15 protein-coding genes are annotated in these 16,712 nt (G+C 71.8%); 7 read left to right on the top strand and 8 right to left on the bottom strand.

All coding sequences use genetic code 11. From position 1 onward, the window contains the following. Positions 1-5 precede the first annotated feature (5 nt). From ABZS66_RS01595 to ABZS66_RS01620, 6 genes are read left to right on the top strand one after another with little or no spacing between them, the layout of a single operon-like run. The gene (locus ABZS66_RS01595) at positions 6-1,442 is read left to right on the top strand and encodes a hypothetical protein (protein ID WP_354754087.1); all 1,437 of its coding nucleotides are present in this window, start codon (positions 6-8) and stop codon (positions 1,440-1,442) included. Further along, positions 1,439-2,026: a bifunctional 4-hydroxy-2-oxoglutarate aldolase/2-dehydro-3-deoxy-phosphogluconate aldolase gene (locus tag ABZS66_RS01600; RefSeq protein ID WP_354754088.1), complete on the top strand. Its 588-nt coding sequence runs from the start codon at positions 1,439-1,441 to the stop codon at positions 2,024-2,026. Before ABZS66_RS01595 ends, ABZS66_RS01600 begins: the two co-directional genes overlap by 4 nt. Continuing rightward, positions 2,019-2,846, top strand: coding sequence for a hypothetical protein (locus ABZS66_RS01605; RefSeq protein ID WP_354754089.1), 828 nt, complete (start codon positions 2,019-2,021; stop codon positions 2,844-2,846). Before ABZS66_RS01600 ends, ABZS66_RS01605 begins: the two co-directional genes overlap by 8 nt. Further along, positions 2,843-3,991 carry a mandelate racemase/muconate lactonizing enzyme family protein gene (locus ABZS66_RS01610; protein WP_354754091.1) on the top strand — a complete coding sequence of 383 codons (1,149 nt, stop codon included), beginning with the start codon at positions 2,843-2,845 and terminating at the stop codon, positions 3,989-3,991. The genes ABZS66_RS01605 and ABZS66_RS01610 overlap by 4 nt, the downstream gene beginning before the upstream one ends. Before the next feature lie 11 nt (positions 3,992-4,002). Further along, positions 4,003-5,244 (top strand): BNR-4 repeat-containing protein, encoded by a 1,242-nt coding sequence (locus tag ABZS66_RS01615; RefSeq protein WP_354754093.1) that lies wholly within the window; start codon positions 4,003-4,005, stop codon positions 5,242-5,244. Beyond that, on the top strand, positions 5,244-6,401 hold the full coding sequence (locus tag ABZS66_RS01620; RefSeq protein WP_354754095.1) for a glycoside hydrolase family 16 protein: 1,158 nt from the start codon (positions 5,244-5,246) through the stop codon (positions 6,399-6,401). Before ABZS66_RS01615 ends, ABZS66_RS01620 begins: the two co-directional genes overlap by 1 nt. A 1,042-nt stretch (positions 6,402-7,443) precedes the next feature. Here ABZS66_RS01620 and ABZS66_RS01625 read toward each other — a convergent pair. Both ABZS66_RS01625 and ABZS66_RS01630 read right to left on the bottom strand, forming a co-directional pair. Next, entirely contained in the window at positions 7,444-8,940 is a 1,497-nt protein-coding gene (locus ABZS66_RS01625; protein WP_354754097.1) for an MFS transporter, read from the bottom strand. A gap of 84 nt (positions 8,941-9,024) precedes the next feature. After that, entirely contained in the window at positions 9,025-9,600 is a 576-nt protein-coding gene (locus ABZS66_RS01630) for a TetR/AcrR family transcriptional regulator (RefSeq protein WP_354754099.1), read from the bottom strand. A gap of 177 nt (positions 9,601-9,777) precedes the next feature. On the opposite strand from ABZS66_RS01630, the gene ABZS66_RS01635 reads away from it, so the two are divergent. Then, positions 9,778-10,641: a hypothetical protein gene (locus ABZS66_RS01635; protein ID WP_354754100.1), complete on the top strand. Its 864-nt coding sequence runs from the start codon at positions 9,778-9,780 to the stop codon at positions 10,639-10,641. Here ABZS66_RS01635 and ABZS66_RS01640 read toward each other — a convergent pair. The 6 genes from ABZS66_RS01640 to ABZS66_RS01665 all read right to left on the bottom strand — a co-directional run bounded on the left by ABZS66_RS01640 (position 10,613) and on the right by ABZS66_RS01665 (position 16,492). Continuing rightward, positions 10,613-10,897, bottom strand: a complete 285-nt coding sequence (locus ABZS66_RS01640) for a GNAT family N-acetyltransferase (protein ID WP_354754102.1) — start codon at positions 10,895-10,897, stop codon at positions 10,613-10,615. The two genes, ABZS66_RS01635 and ABZS66_RS01640, sit on opposite strands and share 29 nt — an antisense overlap. Continuing rightward, positions 10,898-11,878 carry a pirin family protein gene (locus ABZS66_RS01645; RefSeq protein ID WP_354754103.1) on the bottom strand — a complete coding sequence of 327 codons (981 nt, stop codon included), beginning with the start codon at positions 11,876-11,878 and terminating at the stop codon, positions 10,898-10,900. A gap of 461 nt (positions 11,879-12,339) precedes the next feature. After that, on the bottom strand, positions 12,340-13,431 hold the full coding sequence (locus ABZS66_RS01650) for a LacI family DNA-binding transcriptional regulator (RefSeq protein WP_354754105.1): 1,092 nt from the start codon (positions 13,429-13,431) through the stop codon (positions 12,340-12,342). Between the two features lie 106 nt (positions 13,432-13,537). Continuing rightward, positions 13,538-13,768, bottom strand: coding sequence for a hypothetical protein (locus ABZS66_RS01655; RefSeq protein WP_354754106.1), 231 nt, complete (start codon positions 13,766-13,768; stop codon positions 13,538-13,540). A 91-nt stretch (positions 13,769-13,859) separates the two neighbouring features. After that, positions 13,860-14,468 (bottom strand): hypothetical protein, encoded by a 609-nt coding sequence (locus tag ABZS66_RS01660; protein WP_354754108.1) that lies wholly within the window; start codon positions 14,466-14,468, stop codon positions 13,860-13,862. Continuing rightward, entirely contained in the window at positions 14,465-16,492 is a 2,028-nt protein-coding gene (locus ABZS66_RS01665) for an RICIN domain-containing protein (protein ID WP_354754110.1), read from the bottom strand. The genes ABZS66_RS01660 and ABZS66_RS01665 overlap by 4 nt, the downstream gene beginning before the upstream one ends. Positions 16,493-16,712 lie beyond the last annotated feature (220 nt).

Consider the following 16,712-nt stretch of genomic DNA (forward strand, 5'->3'; position numbering starts at 1 on the left):
CGTAGATGCCCCTCACCCGTCGCACCGCGCTCGCCGCCACCGCCGCCACAACCGCCGCCGTCGCGGTCGGCGTCACCGCCCGCCCCGCCTTCGCGGCCGCCGCCGACTACGTCATCCGCCACGACCAGCCCCGGCAGACCATCCTCGGCCTGGGCGTCGAGATCCAGTCCGACTCGATCGGCTCCGGCAACAACGGCCTGCCGGCCGCCACCACGTCCGTCCCGCACGACCTCGTCGCCACCGAGCGCACCCGCATGTACCGCGACCTGCTGAAGATCCGCGAGGACCGCGGCTTCCGCTACCTGCGGCTGGCGCTCGGGCTGTACCTGCGCGGTCTGGACAGCGCCCAGAAGCAGATCGTGGGCCGCTGGCCGACCCAGCTCGCCGAGCTGGCCGAGCTGATCGCCCAGTCCGGCATCGAGGGTGTCTCGGCCGAGTACTGGTCGCCGGCGCCCGGGTGGAAGTCCAACGGCAGCTACATCGGCGGCACGATCGCCTCCACCGACCCGGGCTGGCTCGACCAGTTCGGCGACGCGATCGTGCGGGACCTGGTGTACCTGCGCGACAACGGCGTGCCGGTGAAGATGTTCAGCCTCCAGAACGAGCCTTCGATCGGCGGCGTCGCGTACTCCTGCTGCACGTACAGCAATGACCAGTACTACAAGGCCTTCAAGGCGATCGCGCCCAAGGTCCGCGCCGAGTTCCCCGGCATCCTCATCCACGCCGACGCCGAGAACGGCCAGCGCGGCCGGGGCGGCGCCCTCATCCGCGGCGACGCCGCCGCGCTGGCCCAGGTCGACGGCTGGTCGTTCCACCGCATCGGCAGCGACAGCAACGACCAGCTCCAGAACAACTACACCAGCGACGCGACCGGCAAGCCGGTGTTCAGCAACGAGTTCGAGTACCAGGTGCCGACCAGCGACTGGAAGATGGTCAACACCGCCCAGTCGATCATGAACTGGATGACGTTCCAGAACTCGCCGACCTGGTTCTGGCTGCACGCGCTCAAGCCGACCTACAACTCGGAGGCGTCGGGCTACTCGCTCGGCTTCTGGCGCCCCTATGACGACGACGACTTCACGAAGTACCCGGACATCGCCAAGGGTCACTGGGACTACAACCCGCGCAACTTCAACGGCATCTACGGGTTCGTGCGGTACCTGCCGTGGAACTCGATGCGCTACCACGTCGACGAGGGCACGGTCCGGACCGAGCAGCGGATCATGGCCTGGAAGACCCCGCAGGGCAAGCTCGTCTTCGCGTTCACCAACCGGAGCACGTCGAGCGTGACGTACACCGTCGACACCGGCTCCACCCGGGCGTTCCAGGGCCAGCAGTTCACGCCCACGGCCCGCAACACCAACCTGACCGACAAGACCGGCCCGGTGCTCAGCCTCACGCTGCCGCCGACGTCGGTCCAGTTCTGGATCGAGCGACTGTGACCTCCTTCGACGACCTGCTGTCCGGCCGGCCCCTGGTGGCGATCCTGCGCGGCGTGCCCGTCGCGCGCGCCCTGGAGCTGGCCCGGGCGGTGTGGGACAGCGGCCTCGGCGTCGTCGAGGTCCCCATCCAGACGGTTGAGGCCGTCGAGGTGCTGCGGTCACTCGCGGCCCAGGGCCCGCCGGTCGGTGCCGGCACAGTGCGCTCGCCCGAGCAGGTCGCGATCGCGGCCGAGGCCGGGGCGGCGTTCACCGTCGCGCCCGGGTTCGCCGCCGAGGTGGCCCGGGCCAGCCAGGACGCCGGGCTGCCGCACCTGCCCGGCGTGGCGACCGCGACCGACGTGCACCACGCGCTCAAGGCCGGCTGCGGCTGGCTCAAGGCGTTCCCGGCCGGGTCGCTCGGGCCCGGCTGGCTGCGCGAGATGCGCGGCCCGTTCCCCGAGGCGCGGTTCGTGGCCACGGGCGGGGTCGGCGCGCACAACGCCCGTGACTACCTCGACGCGGGCGCCGCCGCCCTGGGCGTCGGCGGCGCGGTCACTCGCGACGGGGGCCTCGCGGAGCTGCTGGAGGTGCTGCGCCATGGATGACGTCATCGAGGCGGTGGCCCTGCGGGCGCTCGAGCACCGGTACAGGATCTGGGGCTTCGGCGAGGGCCCGGCCCTGCTCGGCCTGCTCCGCGCGGGGGAGCGGCTCGGCCGTCCACAGTGGATCGGCGCGGTCGCGGACCTGGTGGCGCCGTCGCTGCACCGCCCGCCGGACGTCACCGACCACCTGATCCCGGTCGAGGTCCTCACCGAGCTGGCCCGCCTGCGCCCCGGCCTGGACGTCGCCCCGGCCGTCGCCCGCTTCCGTGCCGCGGTCGCCGGTGTGGTGCACCGCCCCGACCTCGGGCCGTTCGTCTGGGTCGACTGCATGCACACCGACGGCCCGGGCCTGCCGCCCGAACCGGCACGGCTCGCGATCGAGGCCGTCGCGGCGCTGCTCGCCTCCCCGGGCGGGCTGTTCAGCCACGGCCACGACGGCGTCCGGGCGAACGGCGTCCACTGGGGCCGTGGCCAGGGCTGGGCGCTGTCCGGGCTCCTCGCCGTCGGCTCGCCACGGGTTCCGTCGCTGGTCGCCGCCCTGGAGCGGCACGAGGAGGACGGGCGGTGGCGGACCGTCGTCGACCTCGACGGCGCCCCGGTCGAGCACAGCGTGTCGGCGTTCGTCGCCGCCGCGCTGCCCTCGACGCCGATGGGCAAGCGGGCCCTGGCCGCCGCGCTCGACGCCCTCGACGGCGACGGCGGCCTGCCGGTGTCGGAGGCCACCCCGATCGGCGACGCGGCCTCGTACCTCACCCGGGCCACGGGCGTGTTCCCGTGGGGCCAGGGCCCGCTGCTGCTCGCCCTGCTGGAGGCAGCACGGTGAAGGTCGCCCGGATCGAGACGTTCGTGCTGCGGGCCGCGCCGCCCGAGGTGTACTGGGGCGCCCGCACCTGGAGCGCCGACCGCGGCGGCCAGGTCGCCGGCTACCCGGTCCCGGCCCGCCGCCGGTACGCCTACTCGCCCACCATCGACACCGTCCTCGTCCGGCTCGAGACCACCGACGGCGTCACCGGCTGGGGCGAGTGCAAGGCCCCGGTCGCCGCGCCGGCCACCGCCGCCATCGTGAACGAGCTGCTCGCCCCGCTCGTGACCGGCACCCGGCTCGACGAGATCGCGGTCACGTGGGAGCGCATGTACGCCGGCATGCGCGTGCGTGGCCACGACGCCGGCTTCTGGCTGGAGGCGCTGTCCGGGGTGGACATCGCACTGTGGGACGCCTGGGGCCGCACGCTGGGCCAGCCGGTCCACGCGCTGCTCGGCGGCGCGTTCCGCGCCTCGGTTCCGGTCTACGCCTCGGGCATCCCGGCCGCCGACCCCGACCCGCGGGCCCGCGGCGAGGCGCTGCGCGACGCCGGCTGGACCGCGGTGAAGGTCGCGATCGGGCTCGACCCCGCGCGCGACATCGCCGCCGTCGAGTCGGTGCGCGACCTGTTCCCGCGCGTCTTCGCCGACGCCGCCGGCCAGTACGACGTGCGGCAGGCGCTCCACGTCGGCCGGGCCCTCCAGGAGCTCGGCGTCGGCTTCTTCGAGATGCCCATCGCCCCCGAGCACGTCGCGGGCTATCGAGAACTGGCGGGCCGACTCGACGTACCGCTGGCCCTGGACTCCCTCCCGGGCCGCTTCCGGGCGCTGGAGTTCCTCCGCGCCGGCGCACTCCACGTGCTGCAGCCCGACGTCTGCCGGGCCGGCGGCATCACCGAGACGATGCGCATCGCCGCCCTCGCCGACGCGTTCGGCGCCCAGGCGACGCCGCACGTGAGCATCGGCTCGTCCGTCCACTTCGCGGCCAGCCTGTCCTGCGCCGCGGCCATCCCCAACCTCGACGTCGTCGAGCACTGGATCGGCGACAACCCCCTGTCCGCGGTCGCCGCCGTCGCACCGCCGGCCGGCGGCGAACGCACCGTCAACCCCTTGCCAGGCCTCGGGCTCGACATCGACGAAGCGAGGGTCCGCGCCCTGGCCGAGTGAAGGAAGGACCCATGAGAAGAGCCGCAGTGGTCGCCACCGCCATCCTGGCGACCACGCTCCTCGGCGCGCCCGCATCCGCCGCGCCGGCCGCCGTGACGCTCGTGCCCTATCCCATCGACAGCTCCAACCAGGCCGGCTGGTGGTCGCCGCTGGAGACCTACTCGCCCGGCACCGACTACGCGTACCTCGCCTTCAACGAGCCCGGCGCGACCGCCGGCACGCACAAGGTGGCCATCGCCCGCCGCGACACGGCCGGCACCTGGACCCGCCTGCCGGTCATGAACGGCGCCGCCCAGGCCGAGTACACCGACGACGTGGGCCACAACCAGCCGTCGATCGCCCGCGACGGCAGCGGCCGCTTCCACGTGTTCGCCAGCATGCACAACAACGCGTGGCGGTACTTCCGCAGCGACACGGTCGGCGCCAACCCCACGTTCCACGGCGCGGACCTGCCCGACCAGGGCATCGGCGTGACCTACCCGGTGCTGACGACGGCCCCGAACGGCGACGTCTACCTCATCGCCCGCCTGGACGGCGCCCAGTCCGCGGGCCGCTCCGGCCGCCTCTACCGCTGGAACAACGCCACGTCGACCTGGACCCGCGTGGCCGTCTTCGCGAGCTCGGCCAACCGGGCCGTGTACCCGGACGACCTGCAGTTCGACCCGGCCGGCAACCTGCACATCCTGTGGGAGTGGGGCCTGTGGCCGGCCACGGCGTTCCGCCACGAGCTCAGCCACCTAATCTACCGACCCGCCTCCGCCGACTTCACCGACCACAGTGGAGCATCCGTCACCGTCCCGGTGAGCCTCGCGACGGCCGACGTCATCCAGCCGCTCGGGGCCACCGAGGTCTACGAGGGCAACGACGGCACCGGCCCGGCGGTGCAAAGCGCCAAGCTGACGCTCGACGGCACCTCCCCGAAGGTGGTGTACCGCTACCGCACGGGCTCCATCTTCACGGTCCGCTACGCGTACCTCTCGGGCGGCTCGTGGACCCTCGACACGGTCTACTCGGCCGCCCAGACCACGGCCGCGATCGACATCACCTGGCACCCGACGGACCTGAAGCGCGTCTACTACGCCACCGCGGACGGCCTGTTCATGGCCACGAAGCCCGGCACGACGTGGACGGCGGTGGCGGTGTCCCCGGGCATCCCGGTGTCCCGCTTCTCGGTCGAACGCAACACGCAGGGCGTGGACGTCCTGTACCTCGTCGACCTGACCAACCTTCGCCTGTACTACGGGAGGAACTGATGCGCCGCCTGACCGTGCTCGTCCTGGTGGCCGCCGGCCTGGTCGCCGCACCGGCCGCACCGGCCGCCGCCGACCCCACCGGTACCGGCTGGACCACCGTCTTCTCCGACGACTTCGACGGCTCCACATTGGACACTTCCCGCTGGAACTTCCGCACCGACAGCAAGGCCTACAGCACCCAGCGCCCGGAGAACGTCTCCGTCTCGGACGGCCTGCTGAACATCGCGCTGAAGAAGGAGACGTACGGCGGCAAGTCGTACACGGGCGGCGGCGTGGTATCAAAGCAGTCCCTGCGCTACGGCTACTACGAGACCCGGGCAAAGCTGAACGACGGCGCAGGCTGGCACAGCTCGTTCTGGATCATGTCGGGCGACGGCTCGACGACCTTCCCGGCCTCCCAACGCACAGAGATCGACGGCTTCGAGATCGACTCGATCAGCCCGACGAGAATCCACCACGGCGTACTGACCTGGAAGGGCAGCGGCGTCTCGGCCGGCAAGTCGTACGGGACGACGTACACGAGCTCGACGATCGACTCGCGGGCGTGGCACGTCTACGGCATGGACTGGCAGGAGACCTCGGTCCGCTTCTACGTGGACGGCGTCCTGATGTACACGGCCCCGTACGTCCCCACGGACTGGACCCACGACTACACGAACATCTGGCTGACCAGCATCGCCTACGGCACGGTCCCGGACGACACCAAACTCCCGGCCACGGTCCAGTTCGACTACGTGAGGTACTGGCAGAAGGACTACTATGTGGACAACGACGGCCCGGCGGCCTACGGCTACTCGGAGACGGGCACGTGGCTGCCGTCAACCCTGACCGGCTGGACCGTGGCGTCCCCGACCCGCTACGCAACCTGCGGTAGCGCGGGCAACACGGCAACGTGGCGCCCGAACCTCCGCGCCGCCGGGAGCTACCAGGTCTACTACTACCGGGTGGCGGCCACGAACAGCGACCCCCAGACGACCCTGTCGGTAACACACTCGGCCGGCACGACGACAACGCAGGTCAACGGCACCACGACCCCGTCGGGTTGGGTGAGCCTGGGCACGTACACCTTCACCGCGGGCACCCAGGGCGCGGTGAAACTGACGTCGTCAGGCACCGGCTGCGCCAGGGCCGACGCGGTGAAGTTCCTCCGAGTTTGACGACGTGACCGGGGGAGCTTCTGCCCGCCGCCCCGGCCAGAAGCTCCCCACACCCACCCCGCAGCCGAGCCCGGGACCGGAAGCATGATCACGGAAGTTCCTGTCTCGTAGACGACCAGAAACTTCCGTGATCATGAACCTCCACCATTTGGTAACCGCCCACCGGATGCCATGCGGGCCTCCTGGCCCGGCGGTTTGGGCGGTGCTCACCGGAAGAGCACACCCAGCACTCTCGCCACGGGGGCGTCATGCCACGGCGGCCTGCCAGCGGCCGCACGGACCCCAACCGGCACGTACGCCGCGGCCATGGGACGGCCTGGACCACCGGCCGACGACCCGGACGGCCCGCAACGCTACGGCCGGCGCGAAGCGCGGCCGCGGGAAGGCCGGGACGCCACCTCGACCACCTATGAAGGGTGACCACGCTATTCGGTAAAGCGCCATGCCGGAGGCCGGCGCCACCATCGGCCGAGCGTCGTCTGCCGTCCACACCGCAGCAGAGGCCCAGGGGTCCTGGAACGACGGCGCGCCAGCGGCCCCACGGAAAGCAAGCGACACGCACGCCGAGGCCCACCCCGCCGGCCAGACGCCCGCCCGACCCGAGCCCCGCAGCCATAGCCACCATGCCGGCGCGATCCAGGTCCGGCGCGATGCACAACGGCGCCTCGACACTCGACCGTGTTGCCCCGAACGGCGATCACGGCGCCTCAAGGACCGACCGTGGCGCCCCAAAGGGCAATCTTGGTGTCTCAGGCAATGACCGTGGCGCCCCAGGCAGCGATCACCGCGCCTCAAACGCTAACCATGGCAACTCAAACGCCGACCATGGCCGGCCAACAGCACGCCGCGCCGATCGCGGCCCACGGCCCGGCGTTGTGCGGCGGTGGCTGGGCCACAGACGGACGGACGACGGCAGCGCCAGCCCTCCGGCCACGGAGCCTTGACGGCCGTCCGCGGGGCGGGGCGGCCTGTGCAGCCGTGAGCGCAGTGCGGCCCCTCCCCGGCACGAGCCAGGGAGGGGCCGCGAACCGCCGAGCGGCGGTCAGTGCACGATGACCGGGGCGCCGTCCTGGGCCGGGGCGTCGGACTTCGTGTTGCGGACCATCACGATCACGACCACGGCGGCCACGGCCAGCAGGATCGCGCTCGCCGTGAAGGCCACGTTGTACCCGTGGATCGCCGCGTGTGCCTGCTGGAGCGGCTCCGCGCCGTGGTCGGTCAGGTAGCCGGTCACGGCCGTCGTGAAGATGGTGTTCAGCAGGGCCGTGCCCAACGAGCCGCCTACCTGCTGGGTCGTGTTCACCATGGCGCTGGCCACGCCCGCGTCGTGGTTGGCGATGCCCGACAGGGCGACGCTGCTCAGCGGGACGAACACCAGGCCCATGCCGAAGCTCATCGCGACGAAGGACGGCAGGATGTGCACCGCGTACGACGAGTCGAGGTCCAGCTGGGTCAGCCACACCATGGCCGCGGTCGCCAGCAGCGCGCCGGTCGCCATCAGGACCTTCGGGCCGACCCGCGGCAGCAGCCGCGAGGCCACGACCGCCGCGGCCACGATGCCGCCCGAGAACGGCAGGTAGGCGACGCCGCTCTTCAGCGCCGAGTAGCCCATCGTCTGCTGCAGGTAGAACGTCATGAACAGGAACATGCCGAGCATGCCCGCGCCGAGCAGGATCGAGACCAGGTACGACGCGCCACGGTTGCGGTCGAACAGCACGCGCAGCGGCAGCAGCGGGTGCTTGGTGCGCGACTCCCAGAACAGGAACGCGCCGAGCAGCGCGACCGCGCCGGCCAGCCAGCCGATCGTCACGCTCGAGCTCCAGCCGTCGGTCGCGGCCTTGGTGAAGCCGTACACCAGGGCGACCTGACCCGCGGTGGCGAGGATCGCGCCGGGCACGTCATAGCGGGTGTCGCCGGACGCCCGGCTCTCCTTCACGACCGGGATCGCCCACACGAACGCGATGATCGCGACCGGGATGTTCACCAGGAGGCACCAGCGCCAGTTCGCATACTCGGTGAGCAGACCGCCGGCGAGCAGGCCGATCGCCGCGCCACCGCCGGAGATGCCGCCGAAGACGCCGAACGCCTTCGCCCGCTCCTTGGCCTCGGTGAACGTGACCGTGATGAGCGACAGCGCGGCCGGCGCGAGCAGCGCGCCGAACAGGCCCTGCAGCGCGCGGGCGGCGTAGAGCGTCTCGGCGTTGACCGCCGCACCGCCCAGCGCCGAGGCCGCGGCGAAGCCGAGCAGGCCGACGAGGAAGGTCCGCCTGCGGCCGAAGAAGTCGGCGATCCGCCCGCCGAGCAGCAGGAACCCGCCGAAGGTCAGCGTGTAGGCCGTGACGATCCACTGCCGGTCGGCGGTCGAGATGTCGAGCGCCTGCTGCGCCGAGGGCAGCGCGATGTTCACGATCGTCGCGTCGAGCACGACCATGAGCTGCGCGATCGCGATGACGGCGAGCGCCAGCCAGCGGCGTGGATCAGGCGGAACCGATGCTGATTTAACCGATATGTCCGGCGCAAAGACGGTCTCGTTCGACATGCTTGAAGCCTCCGAAAGCCAGGGATTTCCACCCGCGTCCGCACTCTACGGACGAGGTACGACAAAAATGAGGAAAGGAACCGGTCAGCAACCCTGCCGCAGCACGGGCAGCAGCACCCCGTCGACGAGCCGCGTCGCGAACTCCTCGTCCATGGGGCCGGTCTGCCACAGCCGCCGGCTCATCACCATGGCGTGCAGCACCTCGTGCAGCAGCTCGGACCGGCTGCCCTCGGGCAGCTCACCCCGGTCGACCGCACGCTTGATCATCGTTTCGAACAGCTCATGCTTCGTCTCGTAGACGCAGCGATGCATGACCTCTGACAGCTCCGCGTTGTGCGTGGCCGCCGTCATCAGGCCGGTGAGCACAGCACCGTCGGCACCATTGGCGACCGTGCACGCCATGGTCACGAATGCCCGCAGGTCACCACGCAGCGTGCCGGTGTCCGGCGGCTCGACCGAGGCGCCGAAGCGGTGCTCGATCGCGTCCATGACCAGCTCCGGCTTGTTGGGCCAGCCCCGGTAGATGGTCGCCTTGCTCGCGCGGGCCCGCGCGGCCACGGCGTCCATCGACATCCGGTCGTATCCGACCTCGCCGAGCAGCTCGAACACCGCTTCGCAGATGGCGACGCGGCGGTCCTGCTTCGGCGCGGTGACGACCATCGGACCTCCCAAAGACGTGGTGTACGGAACGGTTCCGTCTCGAAACTAGCTCGACCGGGGGCTGGTACGAAACGGTTCCGTACACCTCTTCTGTGAACGACGCCACATCCAGGGAAGTTTTCACAAGACAAGGGCTTCAGGTGTACTCCGGAAGCCCGCGCTCTTATCGTCAGGTCCATGACAGATCTGTCACCCGAGCGTCGCATGTGGTCGCTGTTCGAACCCGTCCACGCCGTCACGTACTTCGCCGGTGACGCGCTGGGCGCGTTCGAGGAGGCCGGCCTGCGCGGGTTCTGGCGCGGCTACTTCGCCGGGCGGTCCGCCCCGCTCGGCCCGGTCGGCGCCGGCCCGGTCATCGCCGCCTACTACGGGTTCGCCCCGCGCATGGTCACCCGCGCCCTACCCGACGTGTGGACCCGCATCACCCCCGAGGCCGCGCTGGAGGCCCGCCGGATCGGCTCCCGCCGCACGCTCGAGAAGGCGCTCGAAGGCTCCGACGTGCGTGCGGCGGCGACCCTCCTGCGCCGCGCCGCGGAGTCGGTCGACATCACCGGCCGCGTGCTCGGCGCCGCCAACGCCGCGCTGCCGTGGCCCGAGGACCCGGTCGACGTGCTCTGGCACGCGGCCACGATCCTGCGCGAGCACCGCGGCGACGGCCACGTCGCGGCGCTGCTCGTGGAGGGCGTCGGCGGCTGCGAGTCGAACGTCTGGCGGGTCGCCCTGCGCGACGGTGACGGGCGCGACTTCTACCAGCCGGCCCGCGGCTGGACCGACGAGGAGTGGGACGCGGCCCTCGACGCGCTGCGCTCGCGCGGCTGGGTCGACGGCGAGGGCAGGGCGACCGGCGCGGCGCACCAGAAGTACGACATCGTCGAGGGCATCACCGATCGGCTGGCCGCCGGCCCGTGGGCGGCGCTCGGTCCCGATGCCACCGAGCGCTGCGCGGAGCTGCTGTATCCGATCGCGGTCCGGGCGTCGCGCCTCTTGCGCCACCCGAACCCGATCGGCCTGCCTAGTTTGCGTACTCCGGGTGCTTCTTGAGATAGGCGACGATGAACGGGCACTGGGCGACGATCTTCAGCCCGGCGTCGTTGGCGAGGGTGAGTGCGCCGGCCGCGAGCTTGCTGCCGATGCCCTTGCCCTCGAACTCCGGCTCCACCTCGGTGTGCGTGAAGACGACCCGCGTCGGCGCGCCCTCCTCCGGGTGCAGCCGGTAGTAGGCCGCACCCGCCAGGGCGCCGTCGACGTGGATCTCGTATCGGTGCTGGTCGGCGTTGTCGACGACGTTGAAGTCCACTCAGGACGCCTCTCCCCGCACGTCAGCGTGCGCCGCGGGGATGCTGCCGAGCCGGCCGGCCTGGTAGTCCTCGAACGCCTGCATGACCTCGGCCTTGGTGTTCATGACGAACGGACCATACGCCACGACGGGCTCGCGGATCGGCTGACCGCCGAGGAACAGCACGTCCATGGTGGGGTGCCGCGGGTCCTGCTTGGCGTCGGCCGTCACGGTGATGGAGTCGCCCTCGCCGAAGACGGCCAGCTGGCCCAGCTCGACCGGCCGCCCCTTGGTGCCCACGGTGCCCTTCCCGGCGAGCGTGTACGCCAGCGCGTTGAAGTCCTTCCGCCACGGCAGCGTCAGCGAGGCGCCGGGTGAGATCGTCGCGTGGATCAGGGTGATCGGCGTGTAGGTGGCGCCGGGCCCGGCGTGCCCGTCGAGCTCACCGGCGATGACCCGCAGCAGCGACCCGCCGTCCGGCGACGTGAGCAGCGCGACCTGGCCGCCGCGGATGTCCTGGTACCGCGGGGCCGCGAACTTGTTGTCACGCGGCAGGTTCACCCACAGCTGGAACCCGTGGAACAGCCCGCCGCTCACCACCAGGTGCTCCGGCGGCGTCTCGATGTGGAGGATCCCGCTTCCCGCAGTCATCCACTGAGTGTCACCATTCGTGATCACTCCGCCACCGCCGTTCGAGTCCTGGTGCACGAACTCGCCGTCGATGATGTAGGTGACGGTCTCGAACCCGCGGTGCGGGTGCCACGGGGTGCCCTTCGGCTCGCCCGGCGCGTATTCGACCTCGCCCATCTGGTCCATGTGGATGAACGGGTCGAGCGCCCGCAGGTCGACCCCGGCGAACGCGCGCCGGACGGGGAACCCCTCGCCCTCGTAGCCCTTGGGGGCGGTGGTCACGGACACCACGGACCGCGGCCGGGCGACGGTCGGATCGGGCGTGCTCACACGGGGCAGCGCAAGAACGTTCTCGACGGTGATCGCGGGCATGTGACGCCTCCAGGGTTGCGGCTTGTGTCGCCGGTTGGAACGATACTTGCGCGGCAAGTATTCCGCAAGTCAACAACTTGCCCGGACGCCGCCGCGGCCCGCCCCCATGATCAAGGGAAACTCCTGGTCGTCATGGCAGCCAGATGTTTCCCTTGATCATGGCGGACCGCCACGACGCGGCGCTGCCAGGCGCCGAAGCCCGTCGAATGTGGACGACATTTCGGATTTGTCCGACGAAGAAAGTGCGGAGCGGCCGGTCGAGCCCGGGCCAAGGGCGGGACGGTGTGCCGGCGCGGACGATCAGGGCCGCCGGGAGGAGGCAAGGGGCGAAGCGGCCGGTCAAGCCGGGCCGGGGGTGGAGCCGGGTGCGGGACGGTGCCGGCGCGGACGACCGGCGCCGCCGGGAGGAGGGAGGTGCGAAGCGGCCGGTCAAGCCCCCGCGCCGGGGGTGGGGCCGGAGGTCAGGCCGGGGGCGGGGCGGTGCTGGCGCGGACGACCAGGGCCGCCGGGAGGCGCAGGTGGGCCGGGTCCGGGGCCGTGCCCGTGCGGAACGACGCGATGGCCCGGGTCAGCGCGGCCGCCGCCGCGTGACCCTTGGCCAGGACGTCCTGGCGGACCGTGGTCAGCGGCGGGCGCAGGCGGGCCGCGAGCGGGCTGTCGTCGAAGCCCACCACCGAGAGGTCCTCGGGGACGCGCAGGCCGAGGTCCTGGGCGGCCTGGACCACGCCGGAGGCCAGGGCGTCGGAGAAGCAGAGGACCGCGGTCGGGCGGGGCGGCGCCGGGGGAGTCGCGCCGTCCTGCGCCGGGTCCGGCACGGGCGGGGCGAGGAGCAGGCGGCCGCCGTCGTAGCCGTTCTCGGGGCGGCCGTGCGGGAGGCGGACGATCGTCGGCTCGATGCCGGCCGGGCGGAGCGCGTCGAGCCAGCCCGCGATGCGCTGATGGGCGACGTACCCGTCGATCATGCTCTCCTCGTCGGCGATCCGGCCGTGGGCGCCGCGGACGCCCGAGGTCACCACGCCGACGTGGCGGTGGCCCAGGTCGACCAGGTGCTGGGCGGCGGCCCGGGCGCCGGCGCGGTCGTCGACGTTGACCGCCGGGATGCCCTCGGCCGGGACCTGGTCCACGAAGACGACCGGGATCTTGCGGCGGAGCAGCCAGTCGACGGCCGTCGACTCGGGGTCGCAGGAGTACACGAGCGCGCCGTCCATCGCCACGTCCCGCGCCGGGATGACGTCGCCGCTGGTCGTCGCCGTGAGCAGGGTCAGGCCGAGGCCGGTCGGGGTCAGCTCGTCGGCGATCGCGCCCAGGAACGCGGTGGCGATCTCGTCGGTGAACGCGTCGCGCAGCGACTCGGTGAGCAGCACGCCCACGGCGCCCGTGGTGCCCTTCGCGAGAGCGCGGGCGGCCGGGTCGGGCCCGACATACCCGAGCTCGTCCGCGACCGCCAGGATCTTGTCCCGCAGGGTGGGGGAGAGCTGGTCCGGGCGCGAGAAGGCGTTGGAGACCGTCATCCGGCTGACGCCCACCCGGTCGGCGATCGTCTGCAAGGTCACCCTCGCCACCATCGCCTCCTCAGTCGCACGGCCGTCCATTGCACCATAACAATGCGCCCCGAACCGGAGTCCGGTCCGGGGCCGCAACGAGGGATCAGGCGAGCGCTCAGCGGGCCGGGCTGCAGGTGGCCGGCGGGGCGATCGCCGTCGCCGCGCGGCGCAGGGTCGCCGCGATCGCCGTCCGGGTGCGGTACGCGCGGGGCGAAGGCTCCGGGTACGGCACCACGGGTGCGTGGGGCAGTGCGCTGTTGAACTCGAAGCCCTCCGGGCCGGCCCACGAGCCGGGGAACTCACGAGCCATCGCCGACTGCGAGACGATCATTGCGAGCGGGAACATCACGACCTCCGAAAGCTGTACCGGTACAGTGTGCCTGTACCGGTACAGTAGAGGACGCGAGCTGTACCGGTCAAGAGGATTCAGGAAGCCGTCAGCGGCGGGGGCGGAGCGAACGGGGCGCCGGGCGGCGGGCCGGTGCCGGGCGGCGCCGGAAGAACGCCCACACCACGAGCGCGGTCACGACGAGGACCCCCACGAGGTACCAGATCCAGGCCAGCGACCGGGCGGGCGGCGGAGGCGGCGGCGCGGCGACCACAGGGGGCGCGCACATGGTCTGGTCCGGCGCGGCCGAGGCGTCGGCGGCCGCCACCCGCAGGACACCCTGACAGCGGCCGATGGCCGGCGTGCCCATCTCGGCGACGACGGTCCACTCGCCGGGCGCCAGCGTCCCGGGGTACGTGAGCGCATCCCCCTTGCGCTGCAGGCCGGCCGGGCCGACGCGCCCGCCCGCCGACGAGGTCGCCAGCATCGTCATGCCGACCGCCTCGGTGACCGGGTGACCGTCCTGCCAGGCCACCGTCACCCAGACCGAGCCGCGCCCGTCGCCGTGCAGCGTGAGGATCACGCCGTCGTGGGCCTCGGCGTGGTCCGCGCATCCGAACACCGCGGCCGAGGTCGCGGCGATGACCGCCACGAACCAGGCCGCGGCCCGGCGTCGCCAGGACGCCGGGCCGCTACCCATTACGAAGAGCCGGCTCACGTGCGCTGCGGGATCCAGCTCTGGTACTTCGCACCACTCGGCTTCTGCAGGGCCAGCAGCCGGCTGCCGAAGTAGGAGGCGTTCGCCACGCCAACGACCAGCCCACCGGGGGAGGTCAGCGCGACGCCGTACTCGGTCTGCGTCACCTTCCACTGCAGTGCGGTGGCGCAGTCACCCTGAACCAGCGTGGCCCCGGCGGCGTCCTTGTTGCCGCTGGTCGTCACGCAGGCGTTGGTGGCCTTCGAACGGACCAGGAACGCGCCGTTCGCCGCAGGCTCCAGCTTCCACAGCTGGTTCGCCCCGCCGTGGCGCGGGTAGACGATGATCGGCGTGCCGGCCGCGCTGCGGGCGCCGAACACGTCGGCCACCCCACCGGTCAGGCTGTTGCCGAACACCATCCACGACCCGGCGGTCGGGTTCGAGGCCGCCGCGGTGTGCACCTTGACGGTCGTGGTCCACGGGGTCAGGGTGCCGTTCTGCGCGAGCGAAACGCCGATCTGGTAATCGGTGCCGGGGCGCATGCCGACGATCCGGACGTTCGTGGAGCCGACCCGGCCGATGGAGCGGCCGTTGAGGATGATCGCGTAGCGGCTGCCGGCCGCGGCCGCGTCCCACGACAGGCGCACGGAAGTGGCGGTGACGTCACTGGTCCGCAGCTCCTTCAGGCCCGTCGGCGGCTTCGTGCCCGTCGGAGTCGGTGTCGGGGTGGCGGTCTTCGTGGGCGACGGCGACGAGGTGGTGCGGGAAGGCGACGGCGAGGCCGTGGTCTTCGACGGCGTCGGCGCCGCTGTGGAGCGAGTCGGCGAGGGGCTCGGCGGCGGCGGGTTCGTGCCGCCGCTGCCCGCGATCAGGAACTGGTTGTTGGCCACGTTCCAGTTGGTCGCGAGGTAGCTGCCGGGGCTCGGGTTGGTGTTGTAGTAGTCGTCGTGGTTGCAGTCGAGGCGGTTGTCCTTCGCCTTGTCTGTGCACTTCACCGACGTCTTCAGGCCGCCCGAGTCGTTGTAGCACATGATGTCGTACTCATCGAGGCAGTGCCCGGCCTTGCTGGAGTTCGGCGCGTTGTTGTTGACGGCGCCGAGGTTGTGCCCGAGCTCGTGGGCCGCGACGCCGGCGGTCCAGCAGCCGGAGTCGCTGCGGCCGTAGCCGGGGCCGCCGTTGCTGCGGTTGCCCGCGCCGGGCTGCGTGTCTCCGGCGAATGTGCCGATCCCGCAGTACACCTTGGACTCACCGAAGATCATGTACTTGCGGTCGGTCCGGTTGTACCCCAGGGACTTCAGGCCGCTGATCGTGGCGTCGAAGGTGTTCAGGCCGCCGGCCGGCAGCTCGACCTCGCGCACGTCGACCTGGCAGTCCGGCGTGGTGACGAAGCGGACGTGCCGCTCGCCGCCGGTCTCCTGGGCGCTCGCGTTGTAGATCGTGTCGACGCCGGCCGACCAGGTGCGGAACGACGCCAGGTACTGGTTGAAGCGGCTCGCCGTGCTGGCGTCGCGGACGTACAGCACCTGGACCCGCTTGCCGGAGACGCCGTCCCCGTCGCAGGCCACGCCGCTCGCGCCGATGGTGAAGGAGGCGGTACCGTCGGCGGCCGCCGCGTCGGGCACCACGGCGAACCCGCCGTCGGCACCCTCGGCCGCGCCGTCGTCGGCGAGCACCGTCTGCTCCTGCGGCGCCGCCGCGGTGTCGGTGGACGGCACCGTCTGGGCGGGCACCGCGTCGGCGACCGGCTGGGTCTCGCCGCGGACGCTGAGCCCGGGCGGCGGGACGTCGGGGCCGTGGCTGCACTGGTCCTTCTCGGTGACCTCGTAGCCGCCGACACAGGGCGTGCCCTTCTTGGCGGGCTTCAGGCCCTGGTAGATCAGGCCGAGCTCGGGGTTGTCGGCCGGCACGTGCGTGATGGCCGGCGGGCCGCTTTCCTTGAACAGGGACTCGAAGGCGCCGGGGCCGGCAATGGCGACCCCCAGGGCGACGACAACCACCGAACCGCTGATCACGGCACGGCGGAGCAGGCGGGTTGGCGCTTGCACGCTCGGTTCCTCCGGAGGGAAAGGGCGCGCGGCGAGGGCCGGCACAGGGCAGAGGTACCGGACCTCGCCGCGCGCGGGACGACCGGCCATCGAGGGTGGCAAGGCGGGTGAGTGCCGGTCTGTCCACGTGGGAACGGACTGAACATAGCGATGCGTCGAGGTCCGTTCCAGCCCGAACGACCCAATTAAGGCCGTTCTAAGCGAGACTTGTCCCGGCGCT

Source organism: Dactylosporangium sp. NPDC005572 (assembly GCF_040605515.1).
Taxonomy (GTDB): domain Bacteria; phylum Actinomycetota; class Actinomycetes; order Mycobacteriales; family Micromonosporaceae; genus Dactylosporangium.

Excerpts from the sequence above, each read along its gene's own strand:
- ABZS66_RS01595 (WP_354754087.1), top strand. The coding sequence starts at position 6 with ATGCCCCTCACCCGTCGCACCGCGCTCGCCGCCACCGCCGCCACAACC.
- ABZS66_RS01605 (WP_354754089.1), top strand. The coding sequence starts at position 2,019 with ATGGATGACGTCATCGAGGCGGTGGCCCTGCGGGCGCTCGAGCACCGG.
- ABZS66_RS01615 (WP_354754093.1), top strand. The coding sequence starts at position 4,003 with ATGAGAAGAGCCGCAGTGGTCGCCACCGCCATCCTGGCGACCACGCTC.
- ABZS66_RS01620 (WP_354754095.1), top strand. The coding sequence starts at position 5,244 with ATGCGCCGCCTGACCGTGCTCGTCCTGGTGGCCGCCGGCCTGGTCGCC.
- ABZS66_RS01625 (WP_354754097.1), bottom strand. The coding sequence starts at position 8,940 with ATGTCGAACGAGACCGTCTTTGCGCCGGACATATCGGTTAAATCAGCA.
- ABZS66_RS01630 (WP_354754099.1), bottom strand. The coding sequence starts at position 9,600 with ATGGTCGTCACCGCGCCGAAGCAGGACCGCCGCGTCGCCATCTGCGAA.
- ABZS66_RS01635 (WP_354754100.1), top strand. The coding sequence starts at position 9,778 with ATGACAGATCTGTCACCCGAGCGTCGCATGTGGTCGCTGTTCGAACCC.
- ABZS66_RS01645 (WP_354754103.1), bottom strand. The coding sequence starts at position 11,878 with ATGCCCGCGATCACCGTCGAGAACGTTCTTGCGCTGCCCCGTGTGAGC.
- ABZS66_RS01655 (WP_354754106.1), bottom strand. The coding sequence starts at position 13,768 with ATGTTCCCGCTCGCAATGATCGTCTCGCAGTCGGCGATGGCTCGTGAG.